The 18,897-nt window shown below is 59.6% G+C and carries 18 protein-coding genes, 1 tRNA gene and 2 pseudogenes; 9 read left to right on the top strand and 12 right to left on the bottom strand.

The features are described from left to right. Nucleotides 1–345: 345 nt before the first annotated feature. The 5 genes and pseudogenes from AWB64_RS32730 to AWB64_RS18215 form a co-directional block, all read right to left on the bottom strand. Nucleotides 346–1,230 (bottom strand): annotated as a pseudogene (locus AWB64_RS32730) (NYN domain-containing protein); the annotation flags it as partial. A 215-nt stretch (nt 1,231–1,445) separates the two neighbouring features. Then, on the bottom strand, nt 1,446–1,736 hold the full coding sequence (locus AWB64_RS18200; RefSeq protein WP_157766653.1) for a hypothetical protein: 291 nt from the start codon (nt 1,734–1,736) through the stop codon (nt 1,446–1,448). Between the two features lie 172 nt (nt 1,737–1,908). Further along, nucleotides 1,909–1,993: transfer RNA gene (locus AWB64_RS18205), tRNA-Leu, on the bottom strand. A gap of 123 nt (nt 1,994–2,116) precedes the next feature. Beyond that, nucleotides 2,117–3,259: an ABC transporter substrate-binding protein gene (locus tag AWB64_RS18210; RefSeq protein ID WP_244164110.1), complete on the bottom strand. Its 1,143-nt coding sequence runs from the start codon at nt 3,257–3,259 to the stop codon at nt 2,117–2,119. A gap of 70 nt (nt 3,260–3,329) precedes the next feature. Then, nucleotides 3,330–4,271: a CysB family HTH-type transcriptional regulator gene (locus tag AWB64_RS18215; protein WP_060856831.1), complete on the bottom strand. Its 942-nt coding sequence runs from the start codon at nt 4,269–4,271 to the stop codon at nt 3,330–3,332. 220 nt (nt 4,272–4,491) lie between these two features. On the opposite strand from AWB64_RS18215, the gene AWB64_RS18220 reads away from it, so the two are divergent. The 6 genes from AWB64_RS18220 to cobA all read left to right on the top strand — a co-directional run bounded on the left by AWB64_RS18220 (nt 4,492) and on the right by cobA (nt 10,620). Beyond that, complete coding sequence (locus AWB64_RS18220) at nt 4,492–6,171, top strand: nitrite/sulfite reductase (protein ID WP_060856832.1); 1,680 nt, start codon at nt 4,492–4,494, stop codon at nt 6,169–6,171. Nucleotides 6,172–6,204: 33 nt separating this feature from the next. After that, nucleotides 6,205–6,741 carry a DUF934 domain-containing protein gene (locus tag AWB64_RS18225; RefSeq protein WP_060856833.1) on the top strand — a complete coding sequence of 179 codons (537 nt, stop codon included), beginning with the start codon at nt 6,205–6,207 and terminating at the stop codon, nt 6,739–6,741. Further along, on the top strand, nt 6,738–7,469 hold the full coding sequence (locus tag AWB64_RS18230; protein WP_060856834.1) for a phosphoadenylyl-sulfate reductase: 732 nt from the start codon (nt 6,738–6,740) through the stop codon (nt 7,467–7,469). Before AWB64_RS18225 ends, AWB64_RS18230 begins: the two co-directional genes overlap by 4 nt. 66 nt (nt 7,470–7,535) lie before the next feature. Beyond that, nucleotides 7,536–8,498, top strand: a complete 963-nt coding sequence (gene cysD / locus AWB64_RS18235; RefSeq protein WP_060856911.1) for a sulfate adenylyltransferase subunit CysD — start codon at nt 7,536–7,538, stop codon at nt 8,496–8,498. A gap of 34 nt (nt 8,499–8,532) precedes the next feature. Further along, the gene (locus AWB64_RS18240) at nt 8,533–9,855 is read left to right on the top strand and encodes a sulfate adenylyltransferase subunit 1 (RefSeq protein ID WP_060856835.1); all 1,323 of its coding nucleotides are present in this window, start codon (nt 8,533–8,535) and stop codon (nt 9,853–9,855) included. Nucleotides 9,856–9,864: 9 nt separating this feature from the next. Beyond that, nucleotides 9,865–10,620 (top strand): uroporphyrinogen-III C-methyltransferase, encoded by a 756-nt coding sequence (gene cobA, locus AWB64_RS18245; RefSeq protein ID WP_060856836.1) that lies wholly within the window; start codon nt 9,865–9,867, stop codon nt 10,618–10,620. A gap of 59 nt (nt 10,621–10,679) precedes the next feature. On the opposite strand, the gene AWB64_RS18250 is transcribed toward cobA, so the two are convergent. From AWB64_RS18250 to lptF, 6 genes and pseudogenes are all read right to left on the bottom strand, one after another. After that, complete coding sequence (locus AWB64_RS18250; RefSeq protein ID WP_060856837.1) at nt 10,680–11,984, bottom strand: type II toxin-antitoxin system HipA family toxin; 1,305 nt, start codon at nt 11,982–11,984, stop codon at nt 10,680–10,682. Continuing rightward, nucleotides 11,974–12,315, bottom strand: coding sequence for a helix-turn-helix domain-containing protein (locus AWB64_RS18255; RefSeq protein ID WP_060856838.1), 342 nt, complete (start codon nt 12,313–12,315; stop codon nt 11,974–11,976). Before AWB64_RS18255 ends, AWB64_RS18250 begins: the two co-directional genes overlap by 11 nt. Before the next feature lie 156 nt (nt 12,316–12,471). Then, nucleotides 12,472–12,840, bottom strand: a complete 369-nt coding sequence (locus AWB64_RS18260; protein WP_060856839.1) for a sirohydrochlorin chelatase — start codon at nt 12,838–12,840, stop codon at nt 12,472–12,474. A gap of 24 nt (nt 12,841–12,864) precedes the next feature. Next, complete coding sequence (gene lptG, locus AWB64_RS18265; RefSeq protein ID WP_060856840.1) at nt 12,865–14,013, bottom strand: LPS export ABC transporter permease LptG; 1,149 nt, start codon at nt 14,011–14,013, stop codon at nt 12,865–12,867. A 3-nt stretch (nt 14,014–14,016) separates the two neighbouring features. After that, nucleotides 14,017–14,562 (bottom strand): annotated as a pseudogene (locus AWB64_RS18270) (LptF/LptG family permease); the annotation flags it as partial. A gap of 93 nt (nt 14,563–14,655) precedes the next feature. Further along, nucleotides 14,656–15,753: an LPS export ABC transporter permease LptF gene (lptF, locus tag AWB64_RS18275; RefSeq protein ID WP_060856912.1), complete on the bottom strand. Its 1,098-nt coding sequence runs from the start codon at nt 15,751–15,753 to the stop codon at nt 14,656–14,658. 222 nt (nt 15,754–15,975) lie between these two features. Here lptF and AWB64_RS18280 point away from each other — a divergent pair, with 222 nt between their 5' ends. The 3 genes from AWB64_RS18280 to AWB64_RS18290 all read left to right on the top strand — a co-directional run bounded on the left by AWB64_RS18280 (nt 15,976) and on the right by AWB64_RS18290 (nt 18,462). Next, nucleotides 15,976–17,487 (top strand): leucyl aminopeptidase, encoded by a 1,512-nt coding sequence (locus AWB64_RS18280; RefSeq protein WP_060856841.1) that lies wholly within the window; start codon nt 15,976–15,978, stop codon nt 17,485–17,487. 37 nt (nt 17,488–17,524) lie between these two features. Then, the gene (locus tag AWB64_RS18285; RefSeq protein WP_060856842.1) at nt 17,525–17,956 is read left to right on the top strand and encodes a DNA polymerase III subunit chi; all 432 of its coding nucleotides are present in this window, start codon (nt 17,525–17,527) and stop codon (nt 17,954–17,956) included. 98 nt (nt 17,957–18,054) lie between these two features. Further along, complete coding sequence (locus AWB64_RS18290; protein ID WP_244164107.1) at nt 18,055–18,462, top strand: DUF2486 family protein; 408 nt, start codon at nt 18,055–18,057, stop codon at nt 18,460–18,462. On the opposite strand, the gene AWB64_RS18295 is transcribed toward AWB64_RS18290, so the two are convergent. Beyond that, entirely contained in the window at nt 18,463–18,828 is a 366-nt protein-coding gene (locus AWB64_RS18295; protein ID WP_063493237.1) for a c-type cytochrome, read from the bottom strand. It lies immediately after the preceding gene. Nucleotides 18,829–18,897: the final 69 nt, after the last annotated feature.

The following is an 18,897-nucleotide window of genomic DNA, read 5'->3' on the forward strand; positions in this document are numbered from 1 at the left end:
TTCGGGCTGGGCATCGGGTGCATCGGCAAACAGGGGTTCACGAGCTTGCTGCGGCCGGGCATTGCGTCCATTTCTGCGGTTGCGCTCTCTGCCGGATTTTTGGCGCGGTTCCGCGTCGGAAGCTTCATCAAACGGCGAACCCGGATACTGCTGTGGCTCGCTTTCGCGATTCCACTCGCTGCCGAATCCGATTTGCGCGCCGGTTTGAGTGTCGGTTTGCGAGTCGGCGGCTTCAGATTGGGCCTCAACGAAGAGCGGCTCGGAAACTTGGGCTCGCGTGTTGCGGCCTCTGCGGCGATTGCGCTCGCTACCCGATTTGGCCGCTTGACGGTTTTCCGTCGTCATGACCGGCGCCTCGACTTCACGCACCGTTTCCACAGCAGCGCTCGTCTGCGTCCTGAACACGAATGCGCCCGATTTTTCATCGCGGCCAACTTCCAGCAAACCGCGCGACTGCGCTTCCTCGAGCAGGTTGCCGAACGCGCGGAAGCCGTAGTACGACTCGTTGAAATCGGGCTTGCGCCGCTTGATCGCGCTCTTCAGCACTGACGCCCAGATCTTCCCGCTCTCGCCGCGCTCGGAGGCGAGGTCATCGAATGTTTCCACGGCGATCGCGATGGCTTTCGCCTTGCGCGCTTCGATTTCCTGCTTCGGTTGGCGATCGTCGTCGGCGCTGCGCTTGTTCGACGAAGATGCCGATGCCGCCGCCGCATGCGCATCGCGCGCGTCGCGCGCTTCACGGGCCTCGCGCGCTTCGCGCTTGGCGATGGCGCGTTGCTGCTCGCGCACGAGGTCATCGTAGAAGATGAATTCATCGCAATTTGCGACGAGCAGATCGGAGGTCGAATTTTTCACGCCCACGCCGATCACTTTCTTCGCGTTCTCACGCAACTTCGACACCAGCGGCGAAAAATCCGAGTCCCCGCTGATGATGACGAAGGTATCGACGTGCGATTTCGTATAACAAAGGTCGAGCGCGTCGACCACGAGGCGGATGTCCGCCGAATTCTTGCCCGACTGACGCACGTGTGGAATTTCGATCAGTTCGAAACTCGCTTCGTGCATGGCGGCTTTGAAACCCTTGTAGCGATCCCAGTCGCAATAAGCCTTTTTCACCACGATGCTGCCCTTGAGCAGCAGGCGTTCGAGCACCGGCATGATGTCGAACTTGTCGTACTTCGCGTCGCGCACGCCGAGGGCGACGTTTTCGAAGTCGCAAAACAACGCCATGCTGACGCTTTCGGGGAATGAGGCCATAGAAACTCCAGCAGAATGCCGGGTATGCACGGCAGTATTGAGAGCGCACATGATATCTGTTTGTGCGGTGCAGTTTGCGGTGTGGGGAATAATCAGCGGGCGGGGACGGGAGATGGATCAGGAAGGCGGACGCGCATGGTCTGCGTCACTTCATTACTGCGCGAAGGTTTTCCGCGCGCTGGAAACAATCAGCCTCGTCCGTAGCCGATGTCTTGCAGCAGCATGGCGTAAGCGCGTTGTTCGTCGCCGCCGCATTCGGCGATCAGGCTGTGCCAGTTGCGTCGCGCGAAGTGGCGGCGCACGAAAGCGAACACAATGAACCGGATTGCCCACGCCACGATGGCCAGTCCTAGGTAAACCGCAACGGGCATGAAGTACCAGCCGCCGAGTGTAAAGACGGCAAGGGCGAGATTAGCCAGCACCATGAGTGCGTTTGCCGTCGCCATCTGTACATAGAGTCGTCGCGCTGGATGTGCCATATGCCTTTCCCAAGACCATGGAAGGCTTTACGGCAGTGCCCGGTAAAACTTGAGCGCGCCTTGATCCGCTTCTTTCAAATCGATGATAAACACGCCGATTCGCGTTCGCATGAATAGGAACACGACTCATAGCCAGGACAGGCTTTTTGCGTAAGGACTTTGAGCTTTTGCGTGGTGCCCGGGGCCGGAATCGAACCGGCACGCCTTGCGGCGGGGGATTTTGAGTCCCCTGCGTCTACCAATTTCACCACCCGGGCAAACAGCATTTGAACTTGACCGGTAGACACGGAATAAATCCGACGCCAACCGGCAAGTCAGCGATTATGCCTAAATTCGTTTCCGGCGGCAAGCCTCTGAATGCTTGCCGCGGATCACGATGTTCACTGGCTCAAATACGTGAACTGCCCGCTCCAGATGACGCCCATCACGCTCGCCCGTTGATCCAGACCGACGTGGTCCGTGACGCTGGTACTGACCACGCCGTTCGGCACGACCAGTTCATGCGCGTGTTCCAGTTCCGAGCGCAACGCAACCCGAAACGCTGGCGTTCCAGGCTGCCCGGCCTTCAACGCGCGTCCGACGGCATCCTGCAAGCGCGGATAAACACCGGCTGCATCGCCGGCAAACTGGGTTACCGTGCCCTTGCCGTACTTCGCCTCGTAAGCGTCCACGAACGCGAGCGCCGCTTTCTTCGACGGATGATCCGCGGGCAGCGTCCGCGCGACCACGACCGGTTGTGTCGGGAACAGCGTGCCTTCCACGTCCTTGCCGCCGAGCTTGATGAATTCCGGCGTCGCAATGCCGTGCGTCTGGTAAATCGCGCCTTTATAACCGCGCTCGACCAGCGTGCGCTGCGGCAGCACGGTCGGCGTACCAGCGCCTGCGATCAGCACCGCGTCCGGTTTCGCCGCCATGAGCTTGAGAATCTGGCCGGTCACGCTGGCATCGGTTCGATTGAATCGCTCGCTCGCGACCACCTTGATATGCCGCAACTCCGCGAACTTCGAAAACTCGTTGAGCCAGCTATCGCCGTAACTATCGGCGAAACCGATGAAGCCAACCGTCTTCACATTCCGGGTGACCATGGTGCGGGTCATGACGTCGGCCATTGCGCGATCGGTCTGCGCCATCTTGAACGCCCACACTTTCTTGCCTTCCTGCGGTTCCACAACGGACGCCGAGCCGATCAGCGTGATCATCGGCGTCTGGTATTCGGCGACCGGATCAAGCGCCGCGAGCGCCGCCGGCGTGATGTTCGGTCCGACGATGACATCGACCTTGTCTTCCGTGATCAGCTTGCGGATGTTGCGCACGGCGGCGCCCGGATCGGAACCGTCGTCCAGGATGATGTAATCGGCCTGCTGTCCCGCGATGGTCTTCGGCCACATCAGCATGGCGTTCTTGCTCGTGATGCCAATGGCGGCCGCCGGCCCTGTGCTCGACAAGTCGATACCAACCTTCAACTGCGCGGTGGCCGCCGCGCTAAAAACCGCGAGCGCGCCGAACACGAGCGCCGGCGGCATGAACTTCGACAACTTCATTGGAGAGTCTCCGCGAAGAGATATGGTTTAAGTGTGGTTTAGGAAAGTCGGATCAAAGCTCGTAGCTTTCGTGCTCGCCGGAAAGCGCTTGTTCGATCAGTTTGCGGTTCATCGAAGGCGAAAGCAGTTCCACGAGCGTGTATACATAACTGCGCAAATACGCGCCTTGCTTCAGCGCGAGGCGCGTGACGTTCGTGCCGAACAAATGGCCAACGGGCATGGCGCGCAGATGTTTATCGCGTTCGGGATTGAAAGCGATATCCGCGAGAATTCCTACGCCCAGGCCAAGTTCCACGTAGGTCTTGATCACGTCGGCGTCAATGGCCTCGAGCACGATGTCCGGGCTCAGGTTGCGCAGCGCGAACGCCTGATTGATCTTCGAGCGCCCGGCGAACGCGTTGTCGTAGGTGATGATCGGGTATTGCGCGAGGTCGTCGAGCGTGAGCAGCTTGCGCTCGAGCAGTGGATGATCCGGCAGTGTGACGGCGACGTGATGCCACTGAAAGCAGGGTAGCGAAACCAGTTCTTTATAGTTGGCGATCGCCTCGGTCGCAATCGCGATATCCGCCTGATCGTGGATGACCATCTCGGCGACCTGCGTCGGGCTTCCTTGCAGAATTGAAAGGTGCACTTTGGGAAATCGCTTCTTAAATTCCGCAATGGCGGTCGGCAGCGAATACCGCGCCTGCGTGTGCGTGGCGGCAATCACGAGGTTGCCCTGATCCTGCGCCGCGTAATCCTTACCGACGCGCTTCAGGCTCTCTACTTCCTGCAAGATTTTTTCCACAGATGCCAGGATAATCCGACCCGGCTCCGTCAGCGAACGTACCCGTTTGCCATGACGCGTGAAGATCTCGACACCGAGTTCATCCTCAAGCTCGATGATCGCCTTCGATACCCCCGGCTGCGACGTGAACAGCGCTTTAGCGGCTTCGGTGAGGTTGTAATTCTGCCGGACGGCTTCGCGCACGAAGCGGAACTGGTGCAGATTCATATATAACCCATCCGCATATCAAAGTAATTTATCAGTCGTTTGCAATATATAGGAAGTTTATTACCATCGAGACAATTTTTCCAATATCGATATCTGTATTTGTCATAAGCAAATGAGGGCAATGTCCGAACGGCATTGCGGCTTGCGACTCTACTAATTTCGAGATACGGCGTGGCTAGGACGCCGTATTGACGGAACTACTAAAAACTGGGGCCCCCGAATGTATCAATACGATCAGATCGACCAGAAAATCGTCGACGAACGCGTCGCTCAATACAGCGACCAGGTGCGCCGCCGATTATCCGGCGAGTTGAGCGAAGAGGAATTCCGTCCGCTGCGCCTGCAGAACGGGCTCTACATGCAGCGCCACGCGTACATGCACCGCATCGCGATTCCATACGGCAATCTGCGCAGCGACCAGATGCGCATGCTTGGCACTATCGCGCGTGAACACGATCGTCATTACGGCCACTTTTCGACGCGGACGAACATTCAGTTCAACTGGATCAAGCTCGAAGAAACGCCCGAAATCTTGCGCAAATTGGCGTCGGTGCAAATGCACGGCATTCAGACCTCGGGCAATTGCATCCGCAATATCACGGCGGATCAGTTCGCCGGTGTCGCGCCCGATGAAATCGTCGATCCGCGTCCGTGGGCCGAAATCCTGCGTCAATGGTCGACGTTCCACCCGGAATTCGCGTGGCTGCCGCGCAAGTTCAAGATTGCGGTGAACGGTTCCGTGGAAGACCGCGCGGCCGTGCAAGTGCACGATCTTGGCGTGTATCTCAAGAAGAACGCAGCCGGCGAAGTGGTCGCGAGCATTCTCGCGGGCGGCGGTCTGGGACGCACGCCGATTGTCGGCGCGGTGATCAAGGAAGATTTGCCGTGGCAGCATTTGCTGACGTATTGCGAAGCGGTATTGCGCGTGTACAACCGCTACGGACGTCGCGACAATATGTATAAGGCGCGGATCAAGATTCTCGTGAAGGCGCTGAGCCCCGAAAAATTCGCGCGGCAAGTGGAAGAGGAATGGGCGCATCTGAAAGATGGTCCCTCCACGCTCACGCAGGAAGAAGTGACGCGCGTGTCGCAGTTCTTCGCGCCGCCTGCTTATGAAAAGCTGCCGGATACGGACGCGTCGTATGAAAAGCATCTCATTGAAAGCAAGCCGTTCGCACGCTGGATCGAGCGCAACGTGCGGCCGCACAAGGTGCCGGGCTATGCGTCCGTGACCTTGTCGCTGAAGCCCACGGGCATTGCGCCGGGCGATGCAACGGACGTGCAGATGGACGCGGTCGCCGATCTCGCCGATGAATTCTCGTTCGGTGAAATCCGCGTCTCGCACGAGCAGAACCTGATCCTTGCAAACGTGAAGAAGCGCGACTTGTTCACGGTGTGGGAACGCGCGAAGGCGCTGGGTTTTGCGACATCGAATATTGGTTTGCTCACCGACATCATTGCATGCCCGGGCGGCGATTTCTGCTCGCTTGCAAACGCGAAGTCCATTCCGATTGCACAAGCCATTCAGGAACGTTTCAGCGATCTCGACTATGTGTACGACCTGGGCGACCTGACGCTGAACATCTCGGGTTGTATCAACGCGTGCGGTCATCATCACATTGGCAACATCGGTGTTCTAGGTGTCGATAAGGACGGCTCGGAGTGGTATCAAGTAACGCTTGGCGGCGAGCAAAGCTCGGGTGCAACAGGCGCGCATCTCGGCCGCGTGATTGGCCCGTCGTTCTCGGCGGAAGAAATGCCCGACGTGGTGTCGCAAGTGATCGATACGTTCGTTGAGAATCGTATTGAAGGCGAGCGGTTCATCGAGACGTATGGCCGTATCGGCATTGCGCCGTTCAAGGAACGGGTGTACGCGTCGCGCCAGCCGGCGCATGCCTGAAACGTTAAGTTGAGTCGCTAAGGAATATTGCACATGGCTTTGATTATCAAGAATCGCGAAGTGGTCGAAGACGACTGGCATGTGGTGCGTGCCGGTGAAGACGGCGCGCTGCCGGCGGTCGATGCGCTCCTGCCCGGGAAGGTGATCGTGCCGTTCACGTGGTGGAAAGAGCACAAGGCGTCGCTCAGCTCGGCGCACAAGAAGGAACCTATCGGCATCTGGCTTGCTCCTGACGACGAACCTGCCGAACTGGTTGAAGACTTCGACAAGATCGCGCTGATCGCCGTCGATTTCCCCAAGTTCAGCGATGGCCGCGGCTTCAGCATCGGCCGTCTGCTGCGCGAGCGTTATCAGTGGACGGGTGAGTTGCGGGCAATCGGCGACGTATTGCGCGACCAGTTGCGCTTTCACGCGCGTTGCGGTTTCGACGCCTTCGCCGTTCGCGCCGACAAGGACATCCACGATGCCCTGAATGCATTCGGTGAACTGAGCATTCCGTATCAAGGCGCGGTCGACGACCCCAACCCGCTGTTCCGCCGCCGTGAAAAAGCAGCGGAGGCGGCTGCATGAATGCCGAACTGCAAGCCAAGGTCGAACGCCTTGACTCGTTGCTCGATTCCATTGCGCAACGTCATGCGAACGTCAAACTAGCCAGCAGCCTCGCCGCCGAAGACATGTTGCTCACGCACGCGATCCTTTCGCGCGGCGCGAAGATCGGCATCTTTTCGCTCAACACCGGCCGTCTGCATGCTGAAACGCTGGGCATGATCGATCGCGTAAAAGAGCGGTATGGTTACGATATCGAGCAGTTTCATCCGCTGCCCGAAGCGGTCGAAGAATACGTTCGCGATCACGGCCTGAACGCGTTCTATGAAAGCGTCGATCTGCGCAAAAGCTGTTGCGGAATCCGCAAGGTCGAACCGCTGAATCGCGCATTGAGCAACGTAAGCGCGTGGGTCACGGGACAGCGTCGCGAGCAGTCGGTAACGCGTGTGGAACTGCATGAGGAAGAGCACGACGCGCCGCGCGGAATCGCGAAATTCAATCCGCTCGCGGACTGGACCGAGGCGCAAGTCTGGGACTATCTGAAAGCCTTCGATGTCCCGGTCAACCCGCTGCATGCGCGCGGTTACCCGAGCATTGGCTGCGAGCCGTGCACGCGTGCGGTCCGTCCGGGCGAAGACAGCCGGGCGGGGCGCTGGTGGTGGGAATCGCGGGACACGAAGGAATGCGGCTTGCACATCACGAACATCCGGGTTGTGGAAGACCGCAGCGCAGCGCCGAGTTCGGCGCTCTAAACGTATTGATATTGACGCATGGCGCCGCCACGTGGTGCCATGCAAAGCAACCAAGGAACGACGCATATGAGCAGCACGCTCGATTCAACCGTCCCCGCGCCCATCGCGAATCGCGAAACGCGGATGGACCATCTCGACTGGCTCGAAGCAGAGTCGATTCATATCCTGCGTGAACTCGTCGCCGAATGCAGCAAGCCCGCCTTGCTGTTTTCAGGCGGCAAGGATTCGGTCGTCGTGCTGCATCTCGCGTTGAAGGCATTTGGTCTCGGATCGGGCCGCAAGACGGTGCTGCCGTTCCCGCTGGTTCACATCGACACCGGCCATAACTTCGATGAAGTGATCGACTTCCGCGATCGCCGCGCCGCTGAAATTGATGCGGAACTCGTGGTGGGTCACGTCGAGGATTCGATCAGGAAAGGCACTGTGCGCCTGCGTCGCGAAACGGATTCGCGTAACGCCGCGCAAGCGGTGACGTTGCTCGAGACCATCGAGGAACATGCGTATACGGCATTGATCGGCGGCGCGCGTCGCGACGAAGAAAAGGCTCGCGCGAAAGAGCGCATCTTCTCTTTCCGCGATGAATTCGGCCAGTGGGATCCGAAAGCGCAGCGCCCGGAATTGTGGAGTATCTATAACGCGCGCCTGCATAACGGCGAACATCTGCGCGTGTTCCCGATTTCGAACTGGACCGAACTGGATATCTGGCAATACATCGCTCGTGAGAAGCTTGAATTACCGTCGATTTATTACGCGCACAACCGCGAGATCATTCGACGCAACGGCTTGCTCGTGCCGCTGACGCCGCTTACGCCGTTGCAGGAAGGCGAAGTGTCGGAAACAGCGCTGGTGCGTTTCCGGACGGTTGGCGACATCAGTTGCACGTGCCCGGTTGCGAGCGATGCCGACGATGTCGAGAAGATCATCGCAGAAACGGCCGTGACGGAAATCACGGAGCGCGGCGCCACGCGCATGGACGATCAGGCGTCCGAAGCCGCGATGGAAACCCGCAAGAAACAAGGCTATTTCTAAGCATCGCGCCGCACACAAGGAACAGGGAAACACCATGAGTATTCATCAACCCGAAGACCTCGGCGTATTGCGATTCATCACGGCAGGCAGCGTGGACGACGGCAAGAGCACGCTGATCGGCCGCCTGCTGTTCGACAGCAAGGCGGTGTTGTCGGATCAGTTGTCGGCGTTGTCGCGTGCGAAAAACAAGCGCACCGTCGGCGATGAAATCGATTTGTCGCTGCTGACCGATGGCCTCGAAGCGGAGCGCGAGCAAGGCATTACCATCGACGTGGCGTACCGTTATTTTGCGACCGCGAAGCGCAAGTTCATCATTGCCGATACCCCCGGGCACGAGCAGTACACGCGCAACATGGTGACGGGTGCATCGACGGCGCACGCGGCGATCATTCTGGTGGACGCCACGCGCGTCACGTTCAAGGACGGCGTTGCGCAACTGCTCCCGCAAACGGTGCGTCATAGCGCCATCGTCAAGTTGCTTGGACTGCAGCATGTGATCGTTGCGATCAACAAGATGGACCTGGTCGAATTCAGCGAGTCGCGTTTCAATGAAATCCGCGACGCTTACGTGAGCCTCGCGCAACGTCTTGGTATCGGCGACGTGCGCTTTGTGCCGGTATCGGCGCTCAAGGGCGACAACATTGTGACGGCCAGCGAGCGCATGCCCTGGTACGCGGGCGAACCGCTGCTCGATCTGCTCGAAGCGCTGCCGGTTGCGCAGCCCGTCGATCAGGCGCTGCGTTTTCCGGTGCAATGGGTCGCGCGCCAGGACGGCAGCAAGGCCGACGATTTTCGCGGTTATATGGGGCGCGTCGAATCGGGCGAAGTGAAGCTTGGCGACACGATCACCGTGCTGCCCGCCAATCGCGACGCAACCGTGGCCGAAATCATCGCGCCGGTGCCGGGCGGTGTTGGGCAGGTGGATCGCGCGTTCGCGGGTCAGACGGTGACGATCCGTCTCGCGGAAGATGTCGACGTGTCGCGCGGCGATACATTTGTGCCGCGCAATGGCACGGGCGCCAGGATCGAGCCGGCGAAGAAGCTGGATGCAGACCTCTGCTGGTTCGACGAAGAGCCGCTTTCGCCGCAGCGCAAGTATCTGCTCAAGCAGACCACGAACACGGTGTTCGCGCGCATCGGCGCGATCAAGGAAGTGCTCGACGTGCATACATTGCTGCACTCCGTGGACCGCCGTGACCTGAACATGAACGACATTGGCCGCGTGGCGCTGACGCTGCAAAAGCCGATTGTCTGCGATGCCTACGATACGCATCAGGGCACGGGCGCGTTTGTTCTTATCGACGAAGCGACGCATCACACGGTTGCGGCCGGGATGATTCGCTCGTTCTCAGCCTGAGCGATGACTATGGGAAAGGTGTATTTGATCGGCGCGGGGCCGGGTGCTGCGGACCTGATCACCGTTCGCGGCGCGCGCTTGTTGAGCGAGGCGCAGGTGGTTCTGCACGATGCGCTGATCGAGCCGGCCATGTTGGATTACGCGCCTGACGCACGCAAGATTGCGGTCGGCAAGCGCTGCGGGCAGCGGTCGACGGCGCAGCATTTCATCAACAAGCAGATCGTCGATGCCGCGCTCGAACATGACGTCGTCGTGCGGTTGAAGGGCGGCGACCCCATGCTTTTCGGTCGCGCCGACGAAGAAATGCGCGCGCTGGAAGCGGCGGGTATCGAGTATGAGGTCGTGCCCGGAATCACGGCGGCGCTGGCGAGCGCGGCGACGCTGAAGCGCTCGCTGACGTTGCGCGGAGTATCGCGGAGTGTGGCTCTGGCAACGTACAGCCGCGCGCCGAGCAGCGACGAGATCCGCGAACAGGCAAGCGCCGATTCACTCGTATTCTATATGGGCCGCGACAGCGCGCCGGACATTGCGCAGCAACTCATCGATTCAGGGCGGCCGGGGTCGACGCCGGTTGCCATCGTCGAGGCTTGCAGTACGGAGCGCGAGCGCTCGCTGACGTTGACCCTGGGCGAAATGGCGCGTGGCGACGCACAGGCATGGCTCGATGCGTCGCAGCCAAGTTTGCTGATGATCGGCGAGGCCTTTGCGGAGCGGACGTTGGCAGCGGCCGGGCAGGTAAAAGCGGTGCTGCAAGTAGCGGCTTGATGGCTTGCTTGCTGGTTGAACAAGAGCCCCTGCATATCAACGGCAGGGGCTTTTTTATTTCAGGTTTTTTCTACTTCGCGCAGCCCGATGCTCTGCGGCTTGCGAAACGCCGAGGCGATCTTGTCGCACTCGGTCTTGGGGACATCGAACGCTTCGAAGCAGGTTCGCCACTCGCGCACAACGCCCGAGAGATGCTGGATGATTTCAGCAGCCACATGTTTCAGCAGGCCAAACCGCCCCGCAGCGGAGAGCGCGTTATCGAGCGTTGCAAGTCTGCCTTTGGCGGGACCAACGCCAAGCACCAGGAAACGTTCGGATCCGACTTGAGGCTTCGGCACGACATCGTACAGGTCGCTCAGTCGCCATCCCTTCTTGGCCCCGTCCCACACGAACGCATGATTGCGAAGATGATCGTCGTCGTTTGTCACGAGGATGTTGAACACCATGCGCTTGAACAACTCGGTCTTGTCGGCCGCGACAAAGCCGGTCGCGCCATGATCGCTGAGTGTATCGGCCAAGTCCGTATAGCTTGCGGACGCTGTATCGCTTTCGTGCATCTTGAGCATCGTTAGCGCGCTGACCACATGCCGTTTTCCAAAGCTCCCCTCGGGCAACAGCATGCGATCGAACCGCTCGATCAGCATGACGTCGCGTCCATCGGGCAGGTGGATGGACCGGGTCTCTGGAACCCGCATGCCGCACTGGCGGGCGAGTTCCAGCGTCGCGCGTTCCACCAGAGGCACGTTGAAACCATCCCGGGCGACGGGAAATTTCGCGACCCACTGGCGGTTGTCGTCGAGTAGAACCGCTTTGGGCCTTGCCCCGCCAAAAGTCGCCCCGACGCTGAAAAGCAGTTGCAATTTCTTTGGAACCGGCTTGCCGTCCTGGATCATCGCGGCTGCGTCGAGCAGATAGGTGAGCGATTTTGCATCGGGCAGCTTGCCGGGCTCCGCGGGCGCATTCGGGGCATCTCTGAAATCCAGCGCGCCAGTCCGGTGTGGACCAGCATGAGCAAGGTATTCGGTTTCCGGCAAGCCGTCAGGGGCTGCGCGCAACATATTTTCGATCACGCGCCTGCCCCATGAATCCGGCGCCGCATCCCGAATCGCGCCAAACAGCGCCAGTCCTGCCGGCGGTTGAAAGACCGTTTCCCTGGATTTTTTCGCTTCGTGCAGAGGCATGCTGACGGGGTCTACGGCTACAGCATTTGCGCGTTGCAGATATTTGTTGCCATAGACGAACGTCGATGCAATCGGCTTGATGCCTTCTTCAAGGAGTTCAAGCTTTCCAGCCGGAACGGCATCGGCCGCGCCCTCGAGTGCAATGAAGACGTACTTGCTCCAGGTCGACGTACTAGAAATCATAGTCGTCTGTCTTCGATGCGCTCTTGCGTGGGCGCACGCGGGACTCTATCTGACGGCGTGCTTCGCCTATTCGATCGTTTTGTGGATTTGCGAGCGGTTCGAGTGTTCCGAGAAGGCCTGCCCGGTCGAATGCCTGGAGCCACGACGCGAAGCTCACTGAAACGTCGCCACTTTCGATACGTACCAGTGTGCTTGGGCTGATGTTGGCACGTTCGGAAAAATCCTGCCTCGTCATGTTGCGCGCGATACGCGCGGCTGCGACTGCGCGTCCGAACAACGTTGCGCGTTGGTCCAGTTCCGGCGAAATGAATTCCTTGTTGTTCCGTTTCATTTTGTCTTATCTGACATATAAATCCGCTTAGTTATTCAGTATAGACAAAAATAGCAAAATATAAAATTTTAAGGTAAAAAAATAGTCATATCTGACCAATTAACAACCTTAAGTGGTCAGATATGACTATTTTTTTAATCTGGTGCGTTGCCGGGGTTAGCTAACTTGCTCCAGGCAATATCGCGCAATGGCATCAAGCACAGTGTCGTCTTCACCGACCGCCGTCGCGCACTTGATCTCTATCGATGGAAACATTGCGCGGCACCGTTCCAGCAATTCCGGGAGGTCTCGCCGGATATGGCCGCCCTGGCCGAAAAACACGGGCACGACGGTCATGCCATCGCAGCCGTCCGATCCGAGCTTTTCAATGGCCGTGGGTAAATCCGGCGTCATCAATTCAAGGAACGCAAGCGCCACCGGATCGCTGCGCTGAGCGCGCAGCTTCGCCGCCAGTCGCTCGAAGGGCTCGGCCCAGCGCGGATCGCGTGCGCCGTGGCCGAACAGAATCATGCCGTGCTTGCTCATTGCGTGCTCCGCAGAGGCGAAAACCTAATGCCGGTCGACCCAGCGCAAACCGATCAACCCGACGATCAAATAGACCAGCGCGGGCGCCGCGGCCGTTACGGGCGCGGGCCACGTATTCAACGTACCGATGTGAGAAAACAGCGTGTTGATCAACTGGAAGCTCATCCCGATCATGATCCCGCCGAAAACCTTCACGCCCACGACGCCAGCGCGCGTATGCAGGTACGCGAACGGCAGCGACAGTACCAGCATCACCAGCACCGCGAGGGGATAAAGAATCTTGCGCCAGAACGCGATCTGATAACGCTGCGAGTCCTGATGATTCTCCGTCAAATGCTGAATGTAGCGAAACAGGTTGAACATCGACATGCGGTCGGGCGACACCAGCAGCACCGACAAAATCTGCGGCGTCAACTCGGAGCGCAACGAATATTCCGGCAGCGTGGTCTGCTGCGCCCGATAAACCGGATTGAGCGCGTCGCCGGGATTCACCTTTTGCGGCGGTGCATCGACGAGTTGCGTGTCCGTCACGCCCGTGAGCTTCCAGTGACCGGGCGGCTGATACACGCCGCTTTTCGCAATGCGCACATTGGTCAGGTGCAGCAACGAATCGAACTCGTAGATGCGCACATCGGCAATGGTCGTGTCCGGATTCAGCGTGCCAACGTTCACGAATCGCGTAACCGGCTCGCCATCGGCGCGCGCAGTCAGCGTGTCCTTCACCCAGACGCCGGATTCGAAGTTCATCGATACTGACGACCCGAGCGCCTCCAGCCGAACCCTCTCCGAGAGCTGATCGGAATAGGGACCCACGACTTCGCCGATAACGTAGGTGAGCAGGACCATTGGAATGCCGATCTTCAGCAGCGACCGCAGCGCCTTGCCAGTCGACAATCCCGATACGCGGAAAATGGTGAACTCGGAGGCCGCGGCCATTTGCGCGAACACATAAATTGCGCTGATCAGCGCGGCGACCGGGATGATTTCGTAGAATCGCGACGGCGTCTGAAGCGCCACGCGCAGCACGGCCAGGCCGAACTTGTAGTTGCCATGCCCGACGGTGTTCAGTTCATTGATCAGATCGAAAAAGAAGAACAGGCCGGAGAATGCAAACAGGATGAAAATAAACGCGAGATAGATCTGACGCGCGAAGTACCGTTCGTAAATGCGCATGCGTCAGGCCCCTTTCGAACGCATCAGGTTCGACCACCGGAACAGCGGCCGATTGCGAATGCGCATCCAGAAAATGAACGCCACCAGCAGCGAAACAAGTATGTGCAGTCCGACCAGCCCGACGCCGAACGAAACCCGCCCCTGTTCAATCCACGACTGCACCACGTTCAGCAGGTTCGAATAGGTCAAATAGATCAGCACGGCCATGACGAGGTTGATGGTGCGGCTGCGTCGCGGATTCTGGTACGAAAGCGGGATGGCAAGCAGCATGAGGTTGATCGCGATGAGCGGCAGTCCGGCGCGCCACGCGATTTCGGCGAGATTCGTGCGGCTTGGGTTGGCCAGCAGCTCGTTCGTGTACATGCCCGTAGTCGATGGCGTATTCACGAACTGCTGGCTCTGGATCTTCACGCCGTAGCGCTCGAATTCCATGATCCGGAAGTTCGGCTGTCCGGGAACGCCGTCGTATCGGCGGCCATTTTCGAGCACGACGAAACGGTCGCCGTTCGCGTGCGTTTCGGTATGGCCGTTCTTCGATACCACCACGTCGAAAAAGAAGAACAGGCCGGAGAATGCAAACAGGATGAAAATAAACGCGAGATAGATCTGACGCGCGAAGTACCGTTCGTAAATGCGCATGCGTCAGGCCCCTTTCGAACGCATCAGGTTCGACCACCGGAACAGCGGCCGATTGCGAATGCGCATCCAGAAAATGAACGCCACCAGCAGCGAAACAAGTATGTGCAGTCCGACCAGCCCGACGCCGAACGAAACCCGCCCCTGTTCAATCCACGACTGCACCACGTTCAGCAGGTTCGAATAGGTCAAATAGATCAGCACGGCCATGACGAGGTTGATGGTGCGGCTGCGTCGCGGATTCTGGTACGAAAGCGGGATGGCAAGCAGCATGAGGTTGATCGCGATGAGCGGCAGTCCGGCGCGCCACGCGATTTCGGCGAGATTCGTGCGGCTTGGGTTGGCCAGCAGCTCGTTCGTGTACATGCCCGTAGTCGATGGCGTATTCACGAACTGCTGGCTCTGGATCTTCACGCCGTAGCGCTCGAATTCCATGATCCGGAAGTTCGGCTGTCCGGGAACGCCGTCGTATCGGCGGCCATTTTCGAGCACGACGAAACGGTCGCCGTTCGCGTGCGTTTCGGTATGGCCGTTCTTCGATACCACCACGTTCACCTTGCCGCCTTCCGTGCTCGTCACGAACACGTTTTGCACGTGGCCCTGATCCGGCGACATCTTCTCGATGAAAAACACGCGGTGGCTCGTGGGCGATTCGCGGAACTGGCCAGGCGCGAGGAGCGACACTTCATCGCGTTGTTGAAAGCGCGCCTTGATGAGCTTGCTCTGCTGGTTCGACCACGGCCAGCCGACGAACGCGAAGAAAATGATCAGGATGATGATCGGCGTGGAAAATTGGGCGACCGGTTTGATCAGCGCGGTCTGGCTCACGCCCGAGGCGAGCCATACGACCATTTCCGAGTCGCGATACCACCGTGTCAGCACGAAGAGAATGGACACGAACAGCGTGACGATCAGCATCACGGCGAGATAGCCGATCACCGTGAGCCCGATCAGCACGACAACGTCGCGTGGATCGACCTGGCCTGACGCCGCGAAGCCGACGATGCGGATCATCATGGTCGTCAGCATGATGGTCAGCAGCACCATGAATACGGCGCCGGCGGTGTACGCGAGTTCACGCTGAAGGGAGCGTTGGAAGATCATTGATTGATAGCTTGAAGCCGGCGGCGACGGATGGTTGGACGATGTGCGGGCCCATCTTGGCGGTCGCATCTGGCCGCCATGCGATGACAAACGTGCAAACTGGACGAAGTCATGAGGGCAGACATTCGATCCAGGCATCGCTACCTGTGACCGCCTCGGAAAAAATAGCGGATAATTGCGGCTTTCAGCCTTCAGCCAAGATTTTATCCGAGGATAAGCGCGATGGACTTTAGCATAAAAGCCTGTGATTGGAGCAAAGGCTCGGCAAATGGTTTCCTTAATGGAAAAGCCGATGTAGTAGTGCTCGGCGTGTTCGAAGCGCAGACGTTGACGGGCGCTGCCCGCGAGATCGATTTGGCGACCAAGGGTCTGCTCACGCGCACAGTGAAAGCCGGCGACATGAGCGGCAAGGCAGGTTCCACGCTGATGCTGACCGAAGTGACGGGCCTGGGGGCATCGCGCATCTTGCTGGTTGGTCTCGGCAAGCAGGACGGTTTCAACCAGAAGGCTTACACGGAAGCCGCACGCGCGGCGTGGCGCGCGCTGCTCGCCACGAAGATCGCAAATGTCGCGTTCACGCTGGCCCAGTTGCCCGTGCCGGAGCGCACCGGCGACTGGGGCGTGCGCTGCGCCATCCTCGCGCTGCGCGAGCAGACCTACAAGTTCACGCAAATGAAGAGCAAGCCGGAAAACGGCAATCGTGCGTTGAAAAAGGTCGTGTTCAGCATCGACGCAACCGACGAAAAAGCCGCAAAGCTCGCGGTCAAGCATGCCACGGCGCTTGCCAACGGCATGGACCTGACGCGCGATCTCGGCAATTTGCCGCCGAACGTCTGCACGCCGACCTACCTCGGCCAGACCGCGAAAAAACTCGGTAAGGACTTCAAGCTCAAGGTCGAAGTGCTCGGCCAGAAGCAGATCGAGGCGCTGGGCATGGGCTCGTTCCTCTCGGTGGCGAAGGGTTCTGTCGAACCGCCGGCGTTTATCGTGATGCATCATCAGGGCGCGGGCGCCAAGGCGGCGCCGGTGGTGCTCGTGGGCAAGGGCATTACATTCGATACCGGCGGCATTTCCATCAAGCCGGGCGACAGCATGGACGAGATGAAGTACGACATGCTCGGCGCCGGTTCCGTGTTCGGCACCATGCGCGCCATCGCGGAAATGGGATTGAAGCTCAACGTGATCGGTGTGGTTCCGACCTGCGAAAACATGCCCGCCGGCAACGCCGTGAAGCCGGGCGACATTGTCACGTCCATGTCCGGCACGACTATTGAAGTGCTGAACACCGACGCCGAAGGCCGCCTGATCCTGTGCGACGCGTTGACCTACGTGGAGCGCTTCAAACCGTCCGCCGTGATCGATATCGCCACGCTGACCGGCGCGTGCGTGGTCGCGCTCGGCCACCACAACACGGGCCTGTTCTCGAAGGACGACGCGCTGGCGGGCGAGTTGCTGGATGCATCGAAGGAAGCAGTCGACCCGACCTGGCGCATGCCGCTCGACGAGGAATACCAAGATCTGCTGAAGTCGAATTTCGCCGATGTCGCGAACATTGGCGGACGGCCGGGCGGCGCAATCACCGCGGCGTGTTTCCTGTCGCGTTTCACGCAGAACTATCCGTGGGCGCACCTCGATATTGCGGGTACGGCCTGGAAAAGCGGCGCAGCGAAAGGCGCAACGGGCCGTCCGGTGCCGTTGCTCACGCAATTCCTCGTGGATCGCGCGGGACAATGAGCTTGGTTGCACCGAGCACTAACCCGGAGGCGCGGGCATGACGCGTATCGACTTTCATTCGAATGTGGGTGACTCGATCGCGTACGCCTGCCGCCTTGCGCGCAAGGCGTATATGAGCGGCCAGCCATTGGTCGTGCTGGCCGAATCCGAGCGGCTCAAGCGTTTCGACGAACAGTTGTGGACGTTCAAGGCGCTCGAGTTCGTGCCGCATTGCATGGCGGACAGCGCGCTGGCGGCAGACACGCCGGTGTTGCTGGCGGCGTCGCTGGACGCGGTGCTGGAAAACCAGCAGCATCAGATCCTGCTGAACCTTGGCGCTGCCGTGCCGCCGCAATTCGCGCGCTTCGAGCGCCTGCTGGAAGTCGTCGGCAATGACGAACACGAACTCGTGGCCGGGCGCGAGCGCTACCGGTTCTATCGTGACCGGGGTTATGTGCTCAACAACTACAAACAGGGCGCGGGAGCGTGAAACCTCCGGGATGGCGCGCGGCCGGGTACAGGGTATGATCCCCAAAAACGCCGGCCGTAAGCGTCAACTCATGCCTGCCATCAAGACGGAGTCCACTCGTGCCCATCACCACCGCGCCCGATACGGCTGAATCACCCGATAATTTCGATTCCTCCATCCCCGTTCTCACCGATGTAATCGTACCGGGACGTCCCGAGCGCGCCCGCGTGGCGCCGCGCGCACCCGAGCCGGTGTTGTCGCAGGTGGCTTTGTCCGACGAAGTCACGCGCGGCACGGATCGCGACGCCGATCAGATCGCGGAAAGGCTGCGCGGGCGCTTTACGCATTTCCTCACCGGCGATGGCCGCGCGTTGATTGAAGAGCGATGCCGGGAATCGTTGCAGGAACATTCCACGTGGCTCGTCAGCCAGATCACGCGCGAAGTCGCGCTGGCGCTTGAAACCGAGTTGACCGAGTGGGTGCGCGAAGCGGTTGCAGACGAACTCGAACGGCGCGGCCGCGCCTGATCAATTCGATTTCATCGAGAGAATCCAGTCCGCCAATGCGTGCGCCTGATCGGGCGTGACCTGCGTATTGGCAGGCATTGGCACCACGCCCCAGTCGCCCACACCGCCTTCCGCAATCTTGCGCGCCAACATGGCGCGGGCGCCGGAAACGTCCGCGTATCGGGCGGCTATGTGCCTGAATGACGGCCCCATGAAATCGCGGGAAATTGAATGGCAGCTCATGCAGTTGCTGCCCTGAGCAAGCACGAGACGCGGATCGGCCGTCTGAGTAGCGGCGTCTGACGGCTGCTGCGCGTGGGTGTTTGCTGCGCCGCAAACGAGCATCCACGCAATTATCCATCTGCCGAATCGAATACCGAACGCCATGTGGTCTCCGCTGTTTTATCTGGGCCGCCGCGCCACAGTATAAAAGACGAGGGGCGCACGATCTGCATC

This window comes from Caballeronia sordidicola (genome assembly GCF_001544455.2).
In the GTDB taxonomy this organism is placed as follows: Bacteria; Pseudomonadota; Gammaproteobacteria; order Burkholderiales; family Burkholderiaceae; genus Caballeronia; species Caballeronia sordidicola.

Excerpts from the sequence above, each read along its gene's own strand:
- lptF (WP_060856912.1), bottom strand. The coding sequence starts at position 15,753 with ATGATCTTCCAACGCTCCCTTCAGCGTGAACTCGCGTACACCGCCGGC.
- AWB64_RS18225 (WP_060856833.1), top strand. The coding sequence starts at position 6,205 with ATGGCTTTGATTATCAAGAATCGCGAAGTGGTCGAAGACGACTGGCAT.
- AWB64_RS18200 (WP_157766653.1), bottom strand. The coding sequence starts at position 1,736 with ATGGCACATCCAGCGCGACGACTCTATGTACAGATGGCGACGGCAAAC.
- cysD (WP_060856911.1), top strand. The coding sequence starts at position 7,536 with ATGAGCAGCACGCTCGATTCAACCGTCCCCGCGCCCATCGCGAATCGC.
- AWB64_RS18220 (WP_060856832.1), top strand. The coding sequence starts at position 4,492 with ATGTATCAATACGATCAGATCGACCAGAAAATCGTCGACGAACGCGTC.
- AWB64_RS18285 (WP_060856842.1), top strand. The coding sequence starts at position 17,525 with ATGACGCGTATCGACTTTCATTCGAATGTGGGTGACTCGATCGCGTAC.
- AWB64_RS18295 (WP_063493237.1), bottom strand. The coding sequence starts at position 18,828 with ATGGCGTTCGGTATTCGATTCGGCAGATGGATAATTGCGTGGATGCTC.
- AWB64_RS18210 (WP_244164110.1), bottom strand. The coding sequence starts at position 3,259 with ATGCCGCCGGCGCTCGTGTTCGGCGCGCTCGCGGTTTTTAGCGCGGCG.
- cobA (WP_060856836.1), top strand. The coding sequence starts at position 9,865 with ATGGGAAAGGTGTATTTGATCGGCGCGGGGCCGGGTGCTGCGGACCTG.
- lptG (WP_060856840.1), bottom strand. The coding sequence starts at position 14,013 with ATGCGCATTTACGAACGGTACTTCGCGCGTCAGATCTATCTCGCGTTT.
- AWB64_RS18230 (WP_060856834.1), top strand. The coding sequence starts at position 6,738 with ATGAATGCCGAACTGCAAGCCAAGGTCGAACGCCTTGACTCGTTGCTC.
- AWB64_RS18215 (WP_060856831.1), bottom strand. The coding sequence starts at position 4,271 with ATGAATCTGCACCAGTTCCGCTTCGTGCGCGAAGCCGTCCGGCAGAAT.
- AWB64_RS18280 (WP_060856841.1), top strand. The coding sequence starts at position 15,976 with ATGGACTTTAGCATAAAAGCCTGTGATTGGAGCAAAGGCTCGGCAAAT.
- AWB64_RS18240 (WP_060856835.1), top strand. The coding sequence starts at position 8,533 with ATGAGTATTCATCAACCCGAAGACCTCGGCGTATTGCGATTCATCACG.
- AWB64_RS18250 (WP_060856837.1), bottom strand. The coding sequence starts at position 11,984 with ATGATTTCTAGTACGTCGACCTGGAGCAAGTACGTCTTCATTGCACTC.
- AWB64_RS18255 (WP_060856838.1), bottom strand. The coding sequence starts at position 12,315 with ATGAAACGGAACAACAAGGAATTCATTTCGCCGGAACTGGACCAACGC.
- AWB64_RS18260 (WP_060856839.1), bottom strand. The coding sequence starts at position 12,840 with ATGAGCAAGCACGGCATGATTCTGTTCGGCCACGGCGCACGCGATCCG.